A 19,764-nucleotide genomic window follows, 5' to 3' on the forward strand; every position below is an offset into this window, starting at 1 on the left:
GCGCTCAGGCGGCTGAGGCAACAAACGGATTGACGATGCGCACCGGCCCCATGCGCTCACCGGTGTTCAGGTCTTCGCTGTACAGCACGCTGCAGCCCGCCGTGTGCGCGCTGGCGACGATGAGCGCGTCATTGAACGCGATGCTGCGTGTCTGATGCAGGTCCAGCCCGGCACGGATGATGGCCGGTGTGACCTGGACGACTTCGAACTGTTCATACAAGTCGAGTCGTGAGACGGCGGCCATTGACGGACTGGCACGCATCCTGCTGACGCCCCCTGCATTCACCGGGCCCACCCTGTCCATACAGCCTTCTGGTGCCCCGCGCACCAGTATGAACACCGCCGCCTCTCCAACTCGGTGCAGGTTACGGGTTAATCTGTATATACAGGGCAGCGCAGGTGAATGAAACTGCCGACGCGCGGCCGTGGCCCCCTGCCACGGGTGCGCCGGCGAAGACTTCAGCGTTCAACCCCAACCGAGGAGGGCCGCATGGCCAACACCGTTATCTCCAAGCTCGCATCGCTGCTCGCCGTGGTCGCTCTGGCCAGCGTGGCCCAGGGCGCAGCCGCGCAGACCAAGATCGTGATCGGCATGTCCGGCTGGACGGGCTTCGCCCCGCTGACGCTGGCCGACCGCGCAGGCATCTTCAAGAAGAACGGGCTGGACGTGGAGATCAAGATGATTCCGCAGAAGGACCGGCACCTGGCCCTGGCCTCCAAGTCCATCCAGTGCGCGGCCACCACCGTAGAGACGCATGTGTCGTGGAACACGAACGGCGTGCCCATCGTGCAGATCGTGCAGCTCGACAAGTCCTACGGCGCAGACGGCATCGCCGTGCGTGGCGACATCAAGAGCTTTGCCGACCTCAAGGGCAAGACGGTGGCCGTGGATGCACCCGGCACGGCGGGCTACTTCACGCTGGCCTGGCTGCTGAACAAGAACGGCATGAGCATGAAGGACGTGAAGACCGTGACCATGGCCGCGCAGCCTGCCGCCCAGGCCTTCGTGACGGGCCAGAACGATGCGGCCGTGACGTATGAGCCCTACCTCTCCACCGTGCGCGACAACCCGGCCGCCGGCAAGATCCTGGCGACGACGCTGGACTTCCCGCACATCCAGGACACGCTGGGTTGCGCACCCGACTTTCTGAAGGCCAACCCGGCAGCCGCCAAGGCGCTGGTCGATTCTTACTTCCAGGCGCTGGAGATGATCAAGGCCGACACGGCCAAGTCCAACGAGATCATGGGCGGCGCGGTCAAGCAGACCGGCGAGGCGTTTGCCAAGTCGTCCAGCTACCTGCGCTGGCAGGACAAGGCAGCGAACCAGAAGTTCTTCGCCGGTGAGTTGGAGACATTCATGAAGGAAGCGGCCGTCATCCTGCAAGAGGCCGGCGTGATCCGCAAGCAGCCCGACAACTGGTCGGCCATGTACGACGCCTCGTTCATCAAATAAGCGCACGTCGCCGAGGCCACCGCCATGTCTTCCGATTCCACACGCGTGATGCCGGCAGCGTTGCCGGCCAGCGCGCCGGTGGCCGCTTTGCAGCGCCGGCGCCGCGGCATGGTCCCGCTGGAGCCGGTCGGCCCCACGGCCCGCTGGCTGCTGGGGTTTGCCTTCTTCGTGCTGTTCGTGGCCGTGTGGGCGTTCTTCACGCTGGGCGGCTACGTCTCGCCGACCTTTCTGGCCAGCCCCATCACGATGGTGCAAGAGGCCTGGCTGCTGTTCACCGAATACAACTTCATCCACGACATCGGCATGACGGTGTGGCGGGTGCTGGGTGGCTTCATCCTGGCAGCCCTCATCGCCGTGCCGCTGGGCATTGCGATGGGCGCGTACAAGCCGATCGAGGCGTTTCTGGAGCCCTTTGTCTCGTTCTGCCGCTACCTGCCGGCCTCGGCGTTCATTCCGCTGTTGATCCTGTGGGCCGGCATTGGCGAGACGCAGAAGCTGCTGGTGATCTTCATCGGCTCGGTGTTCCAGATCATCCTGATGGTGGCCGTCATCGTCGGCGGCGCGCGCAAGGACCTCGTGGAAGCCGCCTATACGCTGGGGGCCGACAGCCGGGGCATCGTGCGCCGTGTGCTGATCCCCGGCGCGGCGCCGGGCATCGCCGAGACGCTGCGGCTGGTGCTGGGCTGGGCCTGGACGTATGTGATCGTGGCCGAGCTGATCGGCTCGTCGTCCGGCATCGGGCACATGATCACGGACAGCCAGGCGCTCTTGAACACCGGGCAGATCATCTTCGGCATCATCGTAATCGGGCTGATCGGGCTGGTGTCGGACTTCATCTTCAAAGCGGTCAACAAAAAGATGTACGCGTGGGCATCGCTATGAGCACGAGCATGAGCATGAGCAACCAGCTGTCCATTCGCGGCGTCTCGCGCACCTTCACCAGCCCGGGCGGCAAGTCCACACAGGCGCTGCTGCCGGTGGATTTCGAGGTGCGGCAGAACGACTTCGTGACCATCCTCGGCCCCTCCGGTTGCGGCAAGTCCACGCTGCTGCGCATCGTCGCGGGGCTTGACTACCCCACCAGCGGCCAAGTGCTGCTGGACGGCCAGGGCATCGAAGGCCCGGGCGCCGACCGGGGCATGGTGTTCCAGAGCTACACGCTCTTCCCCTGGCTCAACATCGAGCAGAACATCCGCTTCGGCCTGCGCGAGCGTGGCCTGGCAGAGAGCGCGCAGAAGGAGCGGGCCGACTACTTCATCGCCAAGGTGGGGCTGCGCGGCTTCGAGCAGCACTTTCCCAAGCAGCTGTCGGGCGGCATGCAGCAGCGCACGGCGATTGCGCGGGCGCTGGCCAACGACCCCAAAATGCTGCTGATGGACGAGCCCTTCGGCGCGCTGGACAACCAGACGCGCGTGCTGATGCAGGAGCTGCTGCTGGGCATCTGGGAGGCCGAGCAGAAGACCGTCCTGTTCGTCACGCACGACATCGACGAGGCCATCTTCATGGCCAACCGCGTGGCCGTGTTCAGCGCGCGGCCGGGTCGCATCAAGACGGAGATCGCGGTGGACCTGCCGCACCCGCGCCACTACACCGTCAAGACCACACCCGAGTTCATGGAACTGAAGGCGCGGCTGACGGAAGAGATCCGCGCCGAATCGATGGCGGCTGCGGAGCATTGACGCCATGAAGGCCAGGACGGCTCCGACCAAAGCTGCGGCGCGGCCCCATGCCAGTGCCGCCACGCCCGCCCCGCAGGCCCTGGCGCTGTACGAGCAGGTCAAGGAGCACATCACGCGGCGCATCCAGAGCGGCGAATGGCCGGCCGGGCACCGCTTGCCGTCCGAGCACGAACTCGTCGCCCAGTTCGGCATCTCGCGCATGACGGCCAACCGCGCGTTGCGCGAGCTGATGGACCAGGGCCGCGTGGTGCGCGTGGCTGGCGTGGGCAGCTTCGTGGCCGAGGCCAAGCCGCAGTCCACTCTGCTGCAGATCGCCAACATCGCCAGCGAGATCCGCAGCCGCGGCCACGACTACGGCTTCCAGCTGATCGCGTGCGAGCGCGTGGCCGCTTCACCGGATGTCGCCGTGTGGATGGATGTGCGCATGGGCGAATCGCTGGTGCACTGCGTCTGCCTGCACCTGGAAGACGGCGTGCCCGTGCAGCTGGAAGACCGCTACGTGAACCCGCGCCTGGTGCCCGCCTTTCTGGAGCAGGACTTCACCACCATGCCGCCCAGCGAATACCTGGTGCGCCACGTGCCGTTCGACCAGATCGAGCATCTGGTCGATGCCGTGCTGCCCACGCCGGAGCAGGCCGAGCGCCTGGCCATGGACCCGGCCGAGCCCTGCCTGCTGCTGACGCGCCGCACCTGGTCGCGCGGCCAGACGATCACGCTGGTGCGCTGCCTGCACCCGGCGTCGCGCTACCGCCTGGGCAGCCGTTTGCGCAACGACGGCAACCAGGTCCTGAGCTGAATTTTTTACGCCCCTACTTGTATAGACAGGAACTGTGATGACCTCTGACCATGCCACCTTGACGCTGGTGCCCGGCGCCGTAGACCTGGCGCAGCTGCGCCGCATCCACGACGGCGGCATCCGCCTCGCGCTCGACGACGGCGCGCGCCCTGGACTGCTCGCCGCGCAGGCCACCGTGCAGCGCATCCTCGCCAGCGGCGATGTGGTCTACGGCATCAACACCGGCTTCGGCAAGCTGGCGCAGACGGTCATTCCACCGAACCGCCTGGCCGAGTTGCAACGCAACCTGGTGCTCTCACACAGCGTGGGCACGGGCGCGCCGCTGGCGGCCGGCGTGGTGCGGCTGGTGCTGGCGACCAAGGCGGTGAGCCTGGCGCGCGGGCATTCCGGCGTGCGGCCAGAGATCGTGGATGCGCTGCTCAAGCTGTTCAATGGCGGCGTGCTGCCTCGCATCCCGGCCAAGGGATCGGTCGGCGCGTCCGGCGACCTCGCACCGCTGGCGCACCTGGCCTGCGTGTTGATCGGCGAAGGCGAGGCCACCTTGGCAGATGGCCGCGTGGTGGGCGGTGCCGAGGCCATGCGCAGCGTCGGGCTGGAGCCGTTCGTGCTCGGCCCCAAGGAAGGGCTGGCGCTGCTGAACGGCACGCAGGTCTCGACCGGCCTGGCGCTGGCCGGCCTGTTCGGCGCCGAGAACGTGTTCGCGGCCGGGCTCATGGCCGGCGCGCTGTCGCTGGAAGCCATCCAGGGCTCGATCAAGCCCTTCGATGCGCGCATCCACGCCGCACGCGGCCAGCCCGGGCAAATGGCCGTGGCCGGTGCCGTGCGGGCCCTGCTCGAGGGCAGCGAGATCATTCCCGGCCACGCGAACTGCGGCCGCGTGCAGGACCCGTACTCGATCCGCTGCATTCCGCAGGTGATGGGCGCGTGCCTGGACAACCTGCAACACGCCGCGCGTGTGCTGGTGATCGAGGCCAATGCCGCGTCCGACAACCCGCTGGTGTTCACCGACACGGGTGAGGTGATTTCGGGCGGCAATTTCCACGCCGAGCCGGTGGCCTTCGCGGCCGACATCCTGGCGCTCGCCATCGCCGAGATCGGCGCGATCTCGGAACGGCGCATGGCCTTGCTGCTGGATTCGGGCCTGTCCAACCTGCCGCCGTTCCTGGTGCGCGATGGGGGCGTGAATTCCGGCTTCATGATTGCGCAGGTCACGGCTGCGGCGCTGGCGTCCGAGAACAAGTCGCTGGCGCACCCGGCCAGCGTGGACAGCCTGCCGACCTCGGCCAACCAGGAAGACCATGTGTCCATGGCCACCTTTGCCGCGCGCCGGCTGGGCGACATGGTGCAGAACACGGCCGTCGTGGTTGGCATCGAAGCCATGGCCGCCTGCCAGGGCATCGAGCTCAAGCATGAACTCAAGAGCAGCCCCCTGATGGAGGCCGAGTTCAACACCATCCGCGAACACGTGGCCTTCATCGACCAAGACCGCTACCTCGCGCCCGATGTCGAATCCATGCGGCTATGGGGCCTGGGCGCCCTGGGCCGCCAACCGCGCGCGTGGCCAGCCGCCGTCACCGCCATCCTGCCCAGCCACGCCTGAACGCTCTATCCGATTACCGAGGAGAACCGCCATGAACGCACCCGCCCCCTTTGTCGCCAACATCGGCACGCGCCACGACCCCAGCCGCAAGATCGCCGCGCCCACGGGCAGCACGCTCACCTGCAAGAGCTGGCTGACCGAGGCGCCATTCCGCATGATCCAGAACAACCTGCACCCCGACGTGGCCGAGCGGCCCGAAGACCTGGTGGTCTACGGCGGCATCGGCCGCGCGGCGCGCAACTGGGAATGCTTCGACCAGATCCTGGCGTCATTGAAGGAGCTGGAGGACGACGAGACGCTGCTGGTGCAATCGGGCAAACCCGTCGGCGTGTTCAAGACCCATGCGGATGCGCCGCGCGTGCTGCTGGCCAACTCCAACCTGGTGCCCAAGTGGGGCAATTGGGAACACTTCAACGAGCTGGACCGCAAGGGCCTCTTCATGTACGGCCAGATGACGGCTGGCAGCTGGATCTACATCGGCAGCCAGGGCATCGTGCAGGGCACCTTCGAGACGTTCGTGGAGGCCGGGCGTCAGCACTACGACAACAGCCTGGCGGGCCGCTGGATCCTGACGGCCGGGCTGGGCGGCATGGGCGGCGCCCAGCCGCTGGCCGCCACGCTGGCCGGCGCCGTGTCGCTCAACATCGAGTGCCAGCAGGCCTCGATCGACTTTCGTTTGCGCACGCGCTATGTGGACAAGCAGGCGCGCGACATCGACCACGCCATCGCGCTGATCCGCCAGCACACCGAAGCGAAGGAAGCGATCTCGATTGCGCTGCTCGGCAACGCGGCCGAGGTGCTGCCCGAGCTCGTGAAGCGTGCCAAGGCAGGCGGTATCAAGCCTGACCTCGTCACTGACCAGACATCGGCGCACGACCTGATCCACGGCTACCTGCCCATCGGCTGGTCCGTGGAGCAGTGGAAGGCCGCCTGGGCCGAGCCCTCGCTGCATGCCGCCTTGACGGCCGCCGCCGCCAAGAGCTGCGCCGTGCACGTGCAGGCCATGCTGGACTTCCAGGCCATGGGCGTGCCGACGGTGGACTACGGCAACAACATCCGCCAGGTCGCGCTGGACGAAGGCGTCACGAACGCGTTCGACTTCCCCGGCTTCGTGCCGGCCTATATCCGCCCGCTGTTCTGCGAGGGCAAGGGCCCGTTCCGCTGGGTCGCGCTGTCTGGCGATCCGGAAGACATCTACAAGACCGACGCCAAGATCAAGGAGCTGTTCCCCGACAACAAGCACACCCACCGCTGGCTGGACATGGCGCGCGAGCGCATCGCCTTCCAGGGCCTGCCGGCGCGCATCTGCTGGCTGGGCCTGGGCGAACGGCATGTGGCGGGCCTGGCCTTCAACGAGATGGTGCGCACGGGCGAGCTGAAGGCGCCGATCGTGATCGGCCGCGATCACCTGGACACGGGCTCGGTCGCCAGCCCCAACCGCGAGACCGAGGCCATGCGCGACGGCACGGATGCGGTGAGCGACTGGCCTCTGCTCAATGCGCTGCTCAACACCGCCGGCGGCGCCACCTGGGTCAGCCTGCACCACGGGGGCGGCGTCGGTATGGGTTATTCGCAGCATGCCGGGATGGTCATCGTGGCCGATGGCACCGAAGCTGCCGACAAACGCCTGGCGCGCGTGCTGATCAACGACTGTGGCTCGGGCGTGATGCGCCATGCCGACGCAGGCTACGAGCTGGCGATCGCCACGGCGAAAAAATTCGGGCTCAAGCTGCCGATGGTGAAGTGATGCCCGACGCGCCGCCGCCGCCCGGCAGGCCCCAAAACTGCTAGACCACGCACTGCCCCTTGTTCCTTCCAGACTGGAGAAAACTCTCATGACTCTTCGCCGCCATCTGCTCGCACTCGCCGTGCTGTCGTCCACGCTGCTCGCCAGCCATGCCCACGCGCAGGCCGTGCTGAAGGTCGCCACCGACGCCACCTTCCCGCCCATGGAATTTTTCGACAACGGCCAGCGCACCGGCTTCGACACCGAGCTGGTCGAGGCCCTGGGCAAGCAGCTGGGCCGCAAGGTCGAGTGGGTGGACATCGACTTCAAGGGCCTGATCCCGGCGCTGATGTCCAAGCGGGTGGACATGGCCGTCTCGGCCATCTACATCACCGACGAGCGCAAGAAGGTCGTCGACTTCACCGTGCCCTACTACGCGGGCGGGCTGGTGGTCATGGTCAAGGCCGACAACACCGGCATCAAGTCGCCGGCCGATCTGGCGGGCAAGAAGGTCACCGTGCAGGTGGGCACCAAGTCGGTCAGCTACCTGAAGGAGGCGCACCCCAAGGCCCAGCTGGTCGAGGTCGAGAAGAACCAGGAGATGTTCAATTTGGTCGACGTGGGCCGCAGCGATGCCGCGGTGACGGGCAAGCCTGCCGCCTACCAATACGTGCGCACGCGGCCGGGGCTGAAGGTGCTGCCCGAGCAGCTGACGACCGAGGAATACGGCATGGCCGTTCGCAAGGACACGCCGGAGCTGACCAGAGCAGTGAACGATGCGCTCGCCAAGCTGAAGGCCGATGGCACCTACAACGCGATCGTGACGAAATGGTTCCCCGCGACGCCATGACACTGTTGAGCCGCACGGGTGGGCCGCATGGATCTTGACTTCTCCCCGGTCTGGAACGGCTGGCAGGCGCTGGCGCACGGCACGATGGTCACGGTGGAGATCACCGTCTGCGCGCTGCTGCTGGGCTGCGTGCTGGGCCTTCTGGTCGGCATCGGGCGGCTGAACCCGCGCCGGCGCTGGCTGTATGGCGCCTGCACCTCCTACGTGACGCTGGTGCGCGGCACGCCGCTGCTGGTGCAGCTGTTCATTTTGTTCTTCGGCCTGCCGCATTTCGGGCTGCTGCTGCCGGCCTTTGTGTGCGGCGTGCTGGGCCTGGGCGTGTATTCGGGTGCCTATGTGTCGGAGATCGTGCGCGGCGCCATCCAGTCCATCCACCAGGGCCAGACCATGGCCGCGCAGTCACTGGGCATGACGGCGCCCACCGCCATGCGCCACATCATCCTGCCGCAGGCGGTGGTGCGCATGATCCCGCCGCTGGGCAACGAGTTCATCGCGCTGATCAAGAACTCGGCGCTGGTCTCGCTGCTCACCATCCACGACGTGATGCACGAGGGCCAGAAGATCATCAGCACCTCGTACCGCTCGCTGGAGGTGTACCTGGCGATTGCCGCCGTGTACTTCGTGCTGACGGGCACGGTGATGCTGGTGCTGCGCCACTTTGAGCGGCGACTGAGCCAGGGCGGGCTGGTGCGATGAGCGCTACGTTGCAACGGTTCGACGTGGCCGCGCTGCCAGCCACGCCGTGGAAAAACGGCGGCGGCAGCACGCGCGAGATCGCCTGCTGGCCGCCGGGCGCGGGCTTCGACACGTTCCAGTGGCGAGTGTCGATCGCCAGCATCGCCGCCAGCGGGCCGTTCTCGGTGTTCGCGGGAGTGGACCGCATCATCACGCTGCTCGACGGCGATGGCGTGCATCTGCAGGGCGCGGGCGTGGACCACCGCCTGGCCACGCCGCTGGCGCCGTTCGCGTTCAGCGGCGACGCGTCACTCGGCTGCACGCTGTTGGGCGGTGCATCCCGCGATTTCAATGTGATGACGCGGCGCGGCCGGCTGCGGGCGGAAGTGCGCGTGCTGCGTGGCGCGTCTCAGTTGCCGGCGGCGCCACATGGGCTGCTGTGGGCCTGGCGCGGCAACTGGCGTGCGGCAGACCAGTCGCTCACGGCCGGCCAGGGCCTGTGGTGGTCAGATGCCGACGCGTCCCTCGGCCTGGCCCCCAGCGACCCCGCCGCCGTGCTGATCGCCGTGCAATGGCACGCTGCCACATAGGACACCCACCCATGCCTTCTTTCGACTCCCTGCCCTCTGCCGACGGCCTGTGGACCCACCTGCGCAACCTGGACGGCGCGCCCTGCGCCATCGCCGTGGCGCGTGGCCACATCGCCTGGATCGGCTCGCCCGATGCCATGCCGGCCGCTTACACCGGCGTGCCCTGCCACGACGGCCACGGCGCGCTCGTCACGCCCGGCCTGGTCGACTGCCACACCCACCTCGTCTACGGCGGCCAGCGCGCGGGCGAGTTCGCGATGCGCCTGGCCGGCGCCACGTATGAGGAGGTGGCCAAAGCCGGCGGCGGCATCGTCTCCAGCGTGCTTGCCACGCGAGAGGCCAGCGAGGAGGACCTCTTCGCCAGCGCCTCGGCCCGGCTGCAGAGCCTGCTGGCGGAGGGCGTCTGCGCGATCGAGATCAAGTCCGGCTACGGCCTCGCGCTCGAGCACGAGCGTAAGCAGCTGCGCGTGGCGCGCCGGCTGGCCGACGCCCATGGCGTGACGGTGCGCACCACCTTCCTCGGCGCGCACGCGCTGCCGCCCGAGTACGCCGGGCGCAGCCAGGACTACATCGACCTCGTCTGCCGCGAGATGCTGCCGGCGCTGCATGCCGAGAGGCTGGTCGACGCGGTGGACGTGTTCTGCGAGCGCATCGCATTCACACTGGCCGAGACCGAGCAGGTGTTTCGCGCCGCGCAGGCGCTGGGCATCCCGGTCAAGCTGCACGCCGAGCAGCTGAGCGACATGGGGGGCGCGGCGCTGGCAGCGCGCTACGGGGCGCTGTCGTGCGACCACATCGAGCACCTGTCGCAGGCCGGCATCGACGCCATGGCCGCGGCCGGCACGGTGGCCGTACTGCTGCCGGGCGCCTACTACACGCTGCGTGACACGCAACTGCCGCCGATCGCAGCGCTGCGTGCGGCCGGCGTGCCCATGGCGGTCTCGACCGACCACAACCCCGGCACTTCGCCGGCGCTCTCGCTGCTGCTGATGGCCAACATGGCATGCACACTCTTTCGCCTCACGGTGCCAGAGGCAATTGCCGGCATCACCAAGCACGCGGCGCGCGCGCTGGGGCTGCAGGACACGCACGGCGCGATGGCCGTCGGCCGGCCGGCCAACTTCGTGCTGTGGAACCTGCGCGAGCCGGCCGAGCTGGCCTACTGGTTCGGCCATCGGCCCGTGCGCACCGTGGTGCGGCAGGGCCGCATCGCACAGGAGGCCACATGACGGCCCTGTTTGCTGCCGACGCATTGCTGCCTGCCGGCTGGGCGCGTGACGTGCTGCTGGAGTGGAACGCCACCGGCGCGCTGCTGCACGTGCAGGCCGGCGCCACACGTCCGCCCAACGTGGCCACCGCGGCCGGCCCGGTGCTGCCCGGCATGCCCAACCTGCATTCGCACGCCTTCCAGCGTGGCATGGCCGGGCTGACCGAATACCGCGGCGCCAGCGAGGACAGCTTCTGGAGCTGGCGCACGCTGATGTACCGCTTCGCCGCCCGCCTCTCGCCCACGCTGCTCGAAGCCATCGCCTTCGGTCTGTACGTGGAGATGCTGGAGGCCGGCTACACCAGCGTCTGCGAGTTCCACTACGTGCACCACGATGGCGATGGCCGGCCGTACGCCGACGATGCCGAACTCGCGCTGGCGCTGCTGCGTGCCGCAGGCCGCGCCGGCATCGGCATGACGCTGCTGCCGGTGCTCTACCAGACCAGTGGCTTCGGCGGCAAGCCGCCGGGGGAGGGTCAGCGCCGCTTCATCCGTTCCACCCACAACATGCTGCGCTTGCTGCAGCGCCTGCAGCCGCTGTGCACTGCGCAGGGCGCGGATGCAGCGGGAGTCGGCTACGGGTTCCGCCTGGGCCTGGCACCGCATTCACTGCGCGCCGTGCCGCCCGATGCCCTGCGCGACGCGCTGGCGGGTTTGTTCGCGCTGGACGCCACGGCGCCCATCCACATCCACATCGCCGAGCAGACGCAGGAGGTGGACGACTGCATCGCCTGGAGCGGCCAGCGGCCCGTGGCCTGGCTGCTGGACCACGCACCGGTGGACGCCCGCTGGTGCCTGGTGCACGCCACGCACATGGATGCCGACGAGTACAGGCGCGCGGCGGCCACCGGCGCCGTGGCCGGCCTGTGCCCCAGCACCGAGGCCAACCTGGGCGACGGCCTGTTCGACTGGCCAGCCTGGCAAGCGGCCGGCGGCGCCTGGGGCGTGGGCTCGGACAGCCATGCCTGCGTCAATGCGGCTGAGGAACTGATGCTGCTCGAATACGGCCAGCGCCTGGCCACGCGCCGGCGCAATGTGATGGCGGTGCCCGGCCAGCCGCAGGTCGCCACCGCCATGACCCTGGCTGCCGTGGCCGGCGGCGCGCGCGCGGCCGGCCGCCCCATCGCCGGCCTGGCCGTGGGCCAGCAGGCCGACCTGGTCACCCTGGATGCGCAGCACCCGGCGCTGGCCGGCCTGGCGGCGCCCGAAATGCTGTCGGCCCACGTCTTCGCCAGCCACCGCACCAGCGCCATCCACAGCGTGCTTGTCGCAGGCCGCGCCCACGTCCAAGCGGCACGCCACAGCGCCCAACCCGGCGCAGCCCAGGGGCTGGTCGCGGCCCGCACACAGTTGATGAAGGAAACACCATGAGCTTCACCACCACCGAACCCCCCTTCCGCTTTCGCCAGGGCACGCGCCCTTTGCTGGTCTCCATGCCGCATGTCGGCACGCACGTGCCGCCAGCGCTGGCCGCACGCTTCACCGACGAGGCGCGGCACGTGCCCGACACCGACTGGCACCTGGAGCGGCTGTACGACTTCGCCGATGCGCTCGGCGCCTCGGTGCTGGTGGCCACGCACAGCCGCTACGTGATCGACCTGAACCGCCCGCCGGACGGCGCCAGCCTGTACCCGGGCCAAAGCGTCACCGGTCTGTGCCCCATCGACACCTTCGACGACACCCCCATCTACGCCGACCCGGCCGACCAGCCCGACGAGGACGAGATCGCCGCGCGGCGCGATGCCATCTGGCACCCCTACCACGCCCAGCTGACCGAGGAGTTGGCCCGCATCAAGGCCGCGCACGGCATCGCCATGCTGTGGGATGCGCATTCGATCCGCTCCGAGCTGCCGCGCTTTTTCGACGGCAAGCTGCCCGATCTGAACCTGGGCACCGGCAAGGGCACGAGCTGCGACCCGGCGCTGGCCGATGCCCTGCTGGACATTGCCCGGCAGGCCGAGGGCTACACCAGCGTGCTGAACGGCCGCTTCACCGGCGGCACCATCACGCGCCAGCACGGCCGTCCGCAGGATGGCGTGCACGCCGTGCAGCTGGAGATGACGCAGTGCAGCTACATGCAGGAGGCGCTGCCCTTCGACTACCTGCCGGGCGTGGCGGCCGGCGTGCAGCCGCACTTGAAGCGCATGCTGGAAGCGGTGCTGAGCTTCGCCGAAACGCCGCGGTGAACGCCCTGCCCGCGGCGCAGCGTGCCGCACGGGGTGGCGACGCCGTCACCGTCGGCAATCCATCTTCGACCGGCAGTGGAGCGACTGCAGCGGCGTGCCCCTATAAAATCCCGCCTCCCAAGGAGCGTTGCAGCGGGCCGATCAGCCGCCCGTCAGGCTTGGGGACCGCCACAACGACGCTCGCCTGACCACACGACCCACAGGTGAGCCCATGTCCTCCGCATCCTCCGTTCCCGCCATGAAGCTGTCCGGCCTGGAGCCCGTCTCCATCGGCGCCGGCACACTGTTCGTCAACATCGGCGAGCGCACCAACGTCACCGGCTCCAAGGCCTTCGCCCGCATGATCCTGAACGGGGAGTTCGACCAGGCGCTGTCGGTGGCGCGCCAGCAGGTGGAAAACGGCGCCCAGGTGATCGACATCAACATGGACGAGGCCATGCTGGACAGCAAGGCGGCCATGGTGCGCTTTCTGAACCTGATCGCGTCCGAGCCCGACATCGCGCGCGTGCCGATCATGGTGGACAGCTCCAAGTGGGAGGTGATCGAGGCCGGGCTGCGCTGCATCCAGGGCAAGGGCATCGTCAACTCCATCTCGATGAAGGAGGGCGTCGAGAAGTTCAAGCACGAGGCCAAGCTGGTGCGCCGCTACGGCGCGGCCGCCGTGGTGATGGCGTTCGATGAGAAGGGCCAGGCCGACACCTTCGCGCGCAAGACGGAGATCTGCGAGCGGGCCTACCGCATCCTGGTGGACGAGGTGGGCTTCCCGCCCGAAGACATCATCTTCGACCCCAACATTTTCGCCGTGGCCACCGGCATCGAGGAGCACAACAACTACGCGGTCGACTTCATCGAGGCCGTGCGCTGGATCAAGCAACACCTGCCGGGCGCCAAGGTGTCGGGCGGCGTGTCGAACGTGAGCTTCAGCTTTCGCGGCAACGACCCGGTGCGCGAGGCCATCCACACGGTGTTCCTGTACCACGCGATCCAGGCCGGCATGGACATGGGCATCGTGAACGCGGGCATGGTGGGCGTCTATGACGACCTGGAGCCCGTTCTGCGCGAGCGTGTCGAAGACGTGGTGCTGAACCGCAGGCCCGATGCCGGCGAGCGCCTGGTCGAAGTGGCCGAGACGGCCAAGAGCGGCGCCAAGGACGAGAGCAAGAGGAACGACTGGCGCGGCACGCCCGAGGCGCCGGTCACAGTGGAAGCGCGCCTGGCCCACGCCATGGTGCACGGCATCACCGATTTCATCGTGCCGGACACCGAGGAGGCCTACCAGGCCGTGCTGGCCAAGGGCGGCAGGCCGCTGCATGTGATCGAAGGCCCGCTGATGGCCGGCATGAACATCGTGGGCGACCTGTTCGGCGCCGGCAAGATGTTCCTGCCGCAGGTGGTGAAGTCGGCCCGCGTGATGAAGTCGGCTGTGGCCCACCTGATCCCCTACATCGAGGAAGAAAAGCGCCTGGACGAAGCCGCCGGACGCGACGTGCGCACGAAGGGCAAGATCATCATCGCCACCGTGAAGGGCGACGTGCACGACATCGGCAAGAACATCGTGACGGTCGTCCTGCAGTGCAACAACTTCGAGGTCGTGAACATGGGCGTGATGGTGCCGTGCCACGAGATATTGGCGCGGGCCAAGGTCGAGGGCGCGGACATCGTCGGCCTGTCGGGCCTGATCACGCCCAGCCTGGAGGAGATGCAGTACGTGGCCGGCGAGATGCAGAAGGACGACCACTTCCGCATCAAGAAGATCCCGCTGTTGATCGGCGGGGCGACCACCAGCCGCGTGCACACGGCGGTCAAGATCGCGCCGCACTATGAAGGCCCTGTGGTCTATGTGCCCGATGCCTCGCGCAGCGTGGGCGTGGCGCAGAGCCTGCTGTCCGACCAGGCATCGGCGTACATCGACGAACTGAACGCCGACTACGTGAAGGTGCGCACGCAGCACGCCAGCAAGAAGCAGACGCCGCTGTGGCCGATTGCGAAGGCGCGCGCCAACAAGACGCCGATCGATTGGGCCGCCTACCAGCCGGTCCAACCCAAGTTCATCGGCCGGCGCGTGTTCAAGAACTTCGACCTGACTGAGCTGGCCAAGTACATCGACTGGGGGCCGTTCTTCCAGACCTGGGACCTGGCCGGGCCTTTCCCGGCGATCCTGAAGGACGAGATCGTCGGCACCGAAGCGGTGCGCGTCTATGCCGACGGCCAGCGGATGCTCAAGCGCCTGATCGAGGGCCGCTGGCTCACGGCCAACGGCGTGATCGGCCTGTACCCGGCCAACGCCGTCAATGATGACGACATCGCCTTCTACACGGACGAGACGCGCAGCCAGGTCGCTCTGACCTGGCACGGCCTGCGCCAGCAGACCGAAAAGCAGGCCATCGACGGCGTGATGCGGCCCAGCCGCTGCCTGGCCGATTTCGTGGCGCCCCGTCACCCGGACAGCAGCGGCGTGGCCGACTACGCAGGCATGTTCGCCGTCACTGCGGGCATCGGCGCGGACAAGCGCGACAAGTTCTTCACCGACGACCTGGACGATTACTCCGCCATCATGTTCAAGGCCATTGCCGACCGGCTGGCCGAGGCGTTTGCCGAATGCCTGCACCACCGCGTGCGTACCGACCTGTGGGGCTACGCCGCCGGCGAACAGCTGGACAACGCGGCCATGATCGGCGAGCAGTACCGCGGCATCCGCCCGGCGCCGGGCTACCCGGCGTGCCCGGAGCACAGCGTCAAGCGCCAGATGTTTGAGGTGCTGCAGGCGCACGAGATCGGCATGACGCTGACCGATAGCCTGGCAATGTTGCCAGCGGCCAGCGTCAGTGGCTTCTACCTGGGGCACCCCGCCAGCGTGTACTTCAACGTCGGCAAGATCGGCGAAGACCAGCTGCACGACCTCGCACGCAGGCGTGGTGTGGAAGCCGCAGCGCTGGAACGGGCGCTGTCCGCCCATTTGTAACAAATTGCAGTGCGGTTTTAGGCCGCGTGACCCCCAAAAAACCGCACCGGCCGCTGCCGTCGGCGGTTTTTTTGCATTGGATTCGTCCGAAAACTGCTTCTAACCGTATCAGCGCCTGCCCAGCAATAGAGCAGGTTTCGACCGATTGATTCTCTGCTGTTGCCAACCGAAGACAGCGGTGGGAGGCCGGATCGCGGGGGATCGAGACCGCTCCCCTTGTCCTGACAATTTGTAGTGTGTTTTGACTACAAACGCCATTAGCATAGTCCTACACACAGTCCGGCAGATTGCGCAACACACAAATCCTTAAAACTTATGAAAAACTCTACGCCGCTGGGGGAGAACGATCGATTTGGGAAGTATTTCCGCGTTACGCCTGCATTGGATGATGCCACGCGGGACGAAGTGTATTTTATTCGCCACGACGTGTATGCGCGGGAGCTCGGTTTCGAGCCTGTGCGTCCCGATCAGCGCGAAACCGACCGCTTCGATCGCCATTCCATGCACTGCCTGGTGCGCACCGCCGACCTCGCGCGCCCTGCAGGTTGTGCCCGCGTGGTGATGCCGGACCCACTGAACCCGCACGCGCCGCTGCCGTTCGAAGTCGCTTGCCGCGACTCGCTGGACCGCAGCATTGTCGACCCCGCCCAGCTCCCGCGCGATCGCATCGGCGAGGTCTCACGTCTGGCGGTGATGGGTGAATTCCGCCGCCGCAAGGGTGAAGGGCGTGCCCCGGTGACGGTGTCGGCTGCGGACATCGCCGGCCTGCCGGTGGCGCGTTTCCCCAACATCCCGGTCAGCCTGTACTTCGGCGCCGTGGCGATGGCGCAACGCCAGGGCCTGGAATACCTGTTCACACTGACCGAGCCACGGCTGGCCCGGCATTTCGCCAAAGCCGGCATCGCCATCCACGCCGTCGGCTCCCCGATCGAGCACCGCGGCATGCGCGTGCCATCGATGATGCGTGTCTCCGAGATTTACCCCAGCCTGCGCGCCCTGGTGCGCCCGATCTGGCACGAAGTACATGCCCAGATCGAAACGGCCCACATGGTCCACGCCGCCATGCGGCATTCGGCGCCCGCGCCCTTTGCCGCTGCGCCTGCCCCCGTGCCCGCCATCGTTTGAGCTCAGCCCCCGTGCGTGCGCAACGCGCGGCGGTACTGCACGGCTTCGGCCACGTGGCCGATGGCCAACTCGTCGGCTTCGGCCAGGTCCGCGATGGTGCGTGCCACGCGCACAGCCCGGTGGATGCTGCGTGCCGACCACCCCAGCCGCGCAGCGGCGGCATTGAGGAACTTGCCCGCTTCTTTCGTCAGCCGTGCCTGCGCATCCAGCGCCTGGCCTTGTAGAGCCTGGTTGTGGCTGCCTTGCCGGTCCAGTGCACGCTGGCGCGCTGCGGCGCTGCGCGCGCGGATGCTCGCGGTCGACTCCCCGGGCGGCGCCTGCAGCAAGTCCTGCGGCGCCAGGGCTGGCACCTCGAGGTGCAGATCGATGCGGTCGACCAGCGGGCCGCTCAGCTTTCCCTGGTAGCGCCCGACCTGGTCCGGCGTGCAGCGACAGGGCCGCAGCGGTGAACCGAGGTAGCCGCAGGGGCAGGGGTTCATCGCGGCGATGAGCTGGAACCGGGCCGGGAACTCGGCCCGGCGCGCGGCGCGCGAAATGACGATGCTGCCGGTCTCCAGCGGTTCGCGCAGAGCTTCCAGCGCCGCGCGCGGGAACTCGGCCAGCTCGTCCAGGAACAGCACGCCATGGTGGGCCAGCGAGATCTCGCCCGGACGGGGCGGTGAGCCGCCACCGACCAGCGCCGGCGCACTGGCCGTGTGATGCGGGTGGCAGGTCGGCCGCATGGCCCACTGCGACAGCGTGAAGCGCCCGCCCAGGCTGGAAATGGCCGCGCTCTGCAGCGCCTCGTCCGTCGTCATGGGCGGCAGCAGACCGGCGAAACGCTGGGCGAGCATGGATTTGCCCGAACCTGGTGCACCGACCAACAACACGCTGTGGCCGCCCGCAGCGGCGATTTCCAGCACCCGCTTGGCAGCCGTCTGTCCTTTGACGTCGGCCAGGTCCGCATAGCCGGCGGCGGGCGGTCGCGGCGTGGGCGCTAGGCGCACCCAGCCGGCGTCGTCCGGCGCGGGCGCGGCGGTGGCAGGCTGGAGCGCGGCCACGGCGTCCAGCAGATGGCGCGCGCGGTAAACCCGCATGCCCGGCACCAGCGCCGCCTCTTCTGCACTGCCGGGCGGCAGCACCAGGCCGACGTCGACCTGCTGCGCCTGCAATGCCAGCGCCATGGCCAGCGCGCCGCGTACCGGCCGGAGCTCGCCAGACAACGACAGCTCGCCAGCAAACTCGAAACCCTGCATGCGCGCCGCGTCGATCTGCCCGCTGGCGGCCAGGATGCCGAGCGCGATCGGCAGGTCGAAACGGCCTGAGTCCTTGGGCAGGTCAGCCGGCGCCAGGTTCACCGTGATGCGCTTGTTGTGCGGGAACTCCAGGCCCGCGTTCAGGATGGCCGAGCGCACGCGCTCGCGCGCTTCCTTGACCTCCACGTGCGCCAGCCCCACCAGTGTGAAGGCAGGCAACCCGTTCGCCAGATGCACCTCGACGGTGACCGCGGCGGCGTCGAGCCCCACCAGGACACGACTTTGCACCAAAGACAAGCTCATTGCAGATCAACTCCCCATGACGGTGCATTTCGGGTGCACGCAGGCCCGTTGGCGGTGACACGCACCAAACCGGGGCAACCCTGTTGTAAGTTGTTACCAAACGCGAATGGCGGCGGCACTGCGCACCGGGTATGCCTGCGGCCGCATGGCACGCTCCGTGCTTGACAGGGTGCCGGCCCCCTGCATACACCTCAAATTGGAGAAGACCCATGACCGTGAGCTTGAAGAAGTCCTTGATCGTTGCCAGCCTGGCCCTGTCCGGCGCCGCATTCGCGCAGACCGCAGCACCGGCACCTGCCTACACGCTGAGCTACAACGCCGGTGTCGTCACCGACTACCGCTACCGCGGCATCTCGCAGTCGCGCCAACAGGCTGCCCTGCAAGGTGGCGTCGACTTCGGTCATTCCAGCGGCCTGTACCTGGGCGCCTGGGGCTCCACGATCAAATGGGTCAAGGACGCGGGCGGCGACTCCCCGGTCGAGCTCGACTTCTACGGCGGCTACAAGGGCACCGCAGGCGTGATCGGCTATGACGTCGGCGTGCTGCGCTACCAGTACCCCAGCCACGACCTGGCGGCCAGCCCCAACACCACCGAGCTCTATGGCGCCGTGACCTACAGCATGTTCACGCTGAAGTACTCGCACGCCATCAGCGACCTGTTCGGCTTTGCCGACAGCCAGAACAGCTTCTACGTGGACCTGGCTGCTGCATTCGACCTGGGCAGCGGCTGGACGCTGACCCCGCACGTCGGCTACCAGAAGGTCAAGAACTACAGCAGCGCTTCGTACACCGACTACGCGCTGACGCTGGGCAAGGATCTGGGCAACGGCTTCTCGGCCTCCGCCGCGCTGATCGCCACAGACGCCGACAAGGGCGTGTACTTCACCCCGTCGGGCAAGTTCAACGGCAAGACCACGGTGGTGGTCGGCCTGAAGTACTCGTTCTGACGCCTCTTTCTTCCCGCTGAGGAGCTCACATGAAACTCGTCACAGCCATCATCAAACCGTTCAAGCTCGACGAGGTCCGCGAAGCCTTGTCCGGCATCGGTGTGCAAGGCATCACCGTCACCGAAGTCAAGGGCTTCGGCCGCCAGAAGGGCCACACCGAGCTGTACCGCGGCGCGGAGTACGTGGTCGACTTCCTGCCGAAAGTGAAGATCGAAGCGGCCGTGTCCGACGAGCTGGTCGACCGCGTGATCGAGGCCGTCGAGAGCGCGGCCCGCACCGGCAAGATCGGCGACGGCAAGGTCTTTGTCTACAACCTCGAGCAGGTCGTGCGCATCCGCACGGGCGAGACCGGCAAGGAAGCGCTGTAAGG

General features: G+C 67.7%; 18 protein-coding genes and 1 riboswitch. Of the genes, 16 read left to right on the forward strand and 2 right to left on the reverse strand.

The features are described from left to right. Nucleotides 1–4: 4 nt before the first annotated feature. Nucleotides 5–340 (reverse strand): PIN domain-containing protein, encoded by a 336-nt coding sequence (locus tag AC099J_RS13980; protein WP_479615858.1) that lies wholly within the window; start codon nucleotides 338–340, stop codon nucleotides 5–7. A gap of 150 nt (nucleotides 341–490) precedes the next feature. Here AC099J_RS13980 and AC099J_RS13985 point away from each other — a divergent pair, with 150 nt between their 5' ends. The 14 genes from AC099J_RS13985 (at nucleotide 491) to AC099J_RS14050 (ending at nucleotide 16,909) form a co-directional block, all read left to right on the forward strand. Beyond that, on the forward strand, nucleotides 491–1,453 hold the full coding sequence (locus AC099J_RS13985; RefSeq protein ID WP_479615859.1) for an ABC transporter substrate-binding protein: 963 nt from the start codon (nucleotides 491–493) through the stop codon (nucleotides 1,451–1,453). Between the two features lie 48 nt (nucleotides 1,454–1,501). Further along, nucleotides 1,502–2,335, forward strand: a complete 834-nt coding sequence (locus AC099J_RS13990; protein WP_479615929.1) for an ABC transporter permease — start codon at nucleotides 1,502–1,504, stop codon at nucleotides 2,333–2,335. A 14-nt stretch (nucleotides 2,336–2,349) separates the two neighbouring features. Continuing rightward, nucleotides 2,350–3,132: an ABC transporter ATP-binding protein gene (locus AC099J_RS13995; protein ID WP_479615930.1), complete on the forward strand. Its 783-nt coding sequence runs from the start codon at nucleotides 2,350–2,352 to the stop codon at nucleotides 3,130–3,132. Between the two features lie 4 nt (nucleotides 3,133–3,136). Beyond that, entirely contained in the window at nucleotides 3,137–3,928 is a 792-nt protein-coding gene (gene hutC, locus AC099J_RS14000; protein WP_479615860.1) for a histidine utilization repressor, read from the forward strand. Between the two features lie 37 nt (nucleotides 3,929–3,965). Then, nucleotides 3,966–5,528, forward strand: coding sequence for a histidine ammonia-lyase (hutH, locus tag AC099J_RS14005; RefSeq protein ID WP_479615861.1), 1,563 nt, complete (start codon nucleotides 3,966–3,968; stop codon nucleotides 5,526–5,528). Between the two features lie 31 nt (nucleotides 5,529–5,559). After that, nucleotides 5,560–7,275 (forward strand): urocanate hydratase, encoded by a 1,716-nt coding sequence (gene hutU, locus AC099J_RS14010; RefSeq protein ID WP_479615862.1) that lies wholly within the window; start codon nucleotides 5,560–5,562, stop codon nucleotides 7,273–7,275. A gap of 88 nt (nucleotides 7,276–7,363) precedes the next feature. Next, nucleotides 7,364–8,104, forward strand: a complete 741-nt coding sequence (locus AC099J_RS14015) for a glutamine ABC transporter substrate-binding protein (RefSeq protein ID WP_479615863.1) — start codon at nucleotides 7,364–7,366, stop codon at nucleotides 8,102–8,104. 27 nt (nucleotides 8,105–8,131) lie between these two features. Next, complete coding sequence (locus AC099J_RS14020) at nucleotides 8,132–8,800, forward strand: amino acid ABC transporter permease (protein WP_479615864.1); 669 nt, start codon at nucleotides 8,132–8,134, stop codon at nucleotides 8,798–8,800. Further along, nucleotides 8,797–9,369, forward strand: a complete 573-nt coding sequence (locus AC099J_RS14025) for a HutD/Ves family protein (protein WP_479615865.1) — start codon at nucleotides 8,797–8,799, stop codon at nucleotides 9,367–9,369. The genes AC099J_RS14020 and AC099J_RS14025 overlap by 4 nt, the downstream gene beginning before the upstream one ends. Before the next feature lie 11 nt (nucleotides 9,370–9,380). Further along, on the forward strand, nucleotides 9,381–10,598 hold the full coding sequence (hutI, locus tag AC099J_RS14030; RefSeq protein ID WP_479615866.1) for an imidazolonepropionase: 1,218 nt from the start codon (nucleotides 9,381–9,383) through the stop codon (nucleotides 10,596–10,598). Continuing rightward, nucleotides 10,595–12,007: a formimidoylglutamate deiminase gene (locus AC099J_RS14035; RefSeq protein ID WP_479615867.1), complete on the forward strand. Its 1,413-nt coding sequence runs from the start codon at nucleotides 10,595–10,597 to the stop codon at nucleotides 12,005–12,007. The genes hutI and AC099J_RS14035 overlap by 4 nt, the downstream gene beginning before the upstream one ends. Beyond that, a complete protein-coding gene (gene hutG, locus AC099J_RS14040; protein ID WP_479615868.1) occupies nucleotides 12,004–12,822 on the forward strand; it encodes an N-formylglutamate deformylase in 819 nt (272 codons plus the stop codon). The genes AC099J_RS14035 and hutG overlap by 4 nt, the downstream gene beginning before the upstream one ends. Nucleotides 12,823–12,935: 113 nt before the next feature. Then, nucleotides 12,936–13,011: riboswitch (S-adenosyl-L-homocysteine riboswitch) on the forward strand. Between the two features lie 22 nt (nucleotides 13,012–13,033). Continuing rightward, the gene (gene metH, locus AC099J_RS14045; RefSeq protein ID WP_479615869.1) at nucleotides 13,034–15,784 is read left to right on the forward strand and encodes a methionine synthase; all 2,751 of its coding nucleotides are present in this window, start codon (nucleotides 13,034–13,036) and stop codon (nucleotides 15,782–15,784) included. 315 nt (nucleotides 15,785–16,099) lie between these two features. Then, a complete protein-coding gene (locus AC099J_RS14050) occupies nucleotides 16,100–16,909 on the forward strand; it encodes a PEP-CTERM/exosortase system-associated acyltransferase (RefSeq protein ID WP_479615870.1) in 810 nt (269 codons plus the stop codon). Between the two features lie 2 nt (nucleotides 16,910–16,911). Here AC099J_RS14050 and AC099J_RS14055 read toward each other — a convergent pair whose 3' ends face one another. Further along, complete coding sequence (locus tag AC099J_RS14055; protein ID WP_479615871.1) at nucleotides 16,912–18,447, reverse strand: YifB family Mg chelatase-like AAA ATPase; 1,536 nt, start codon at nucleotides 18,445–18,447, stop codon at nucleotides 16,912–16,914. Between the two features lie 209 nt (nucleotides 18,448–18,656). Here AC099J_RS14055 and AC099J_RS14060 point away from each other — a divergent pair, with 209 nt between their 5' ends. Continuing rightward, nucleotides 18,657–19,394, forward strand: coding sequence for a TorF family putative porin (locus AC099J_RS14060; RefSeq protein ID WP_479615872.1), 738 nt, complete (start codon nucleotides 18,657–18,659; stop codon nucleotides 19,392–19,394). 29 nt (nucleotides 19,395–19,423) lie between these two features. Then, nucleotides 19,424–19,762 carry a P-II family nitrogen regulator gene (glnK, locus tag AC099J_RS14065; protein WP_068835224.1) on the forward strand — a complete coding sequence of 113 codons (339 nt, stop codon included), beginning with the start codon at nucleotides 19,424–19,426 and terminating at the stop codon, nucleotides 19,760–19,762. The last annotated feature ends 2 nt before the right edge of the window (nucleotides 19,763–19,764 follow it).

The sequence above is a fragment of the Rhodoferax sp. RT4P68 genome (genome assembly GCF_056521305.1).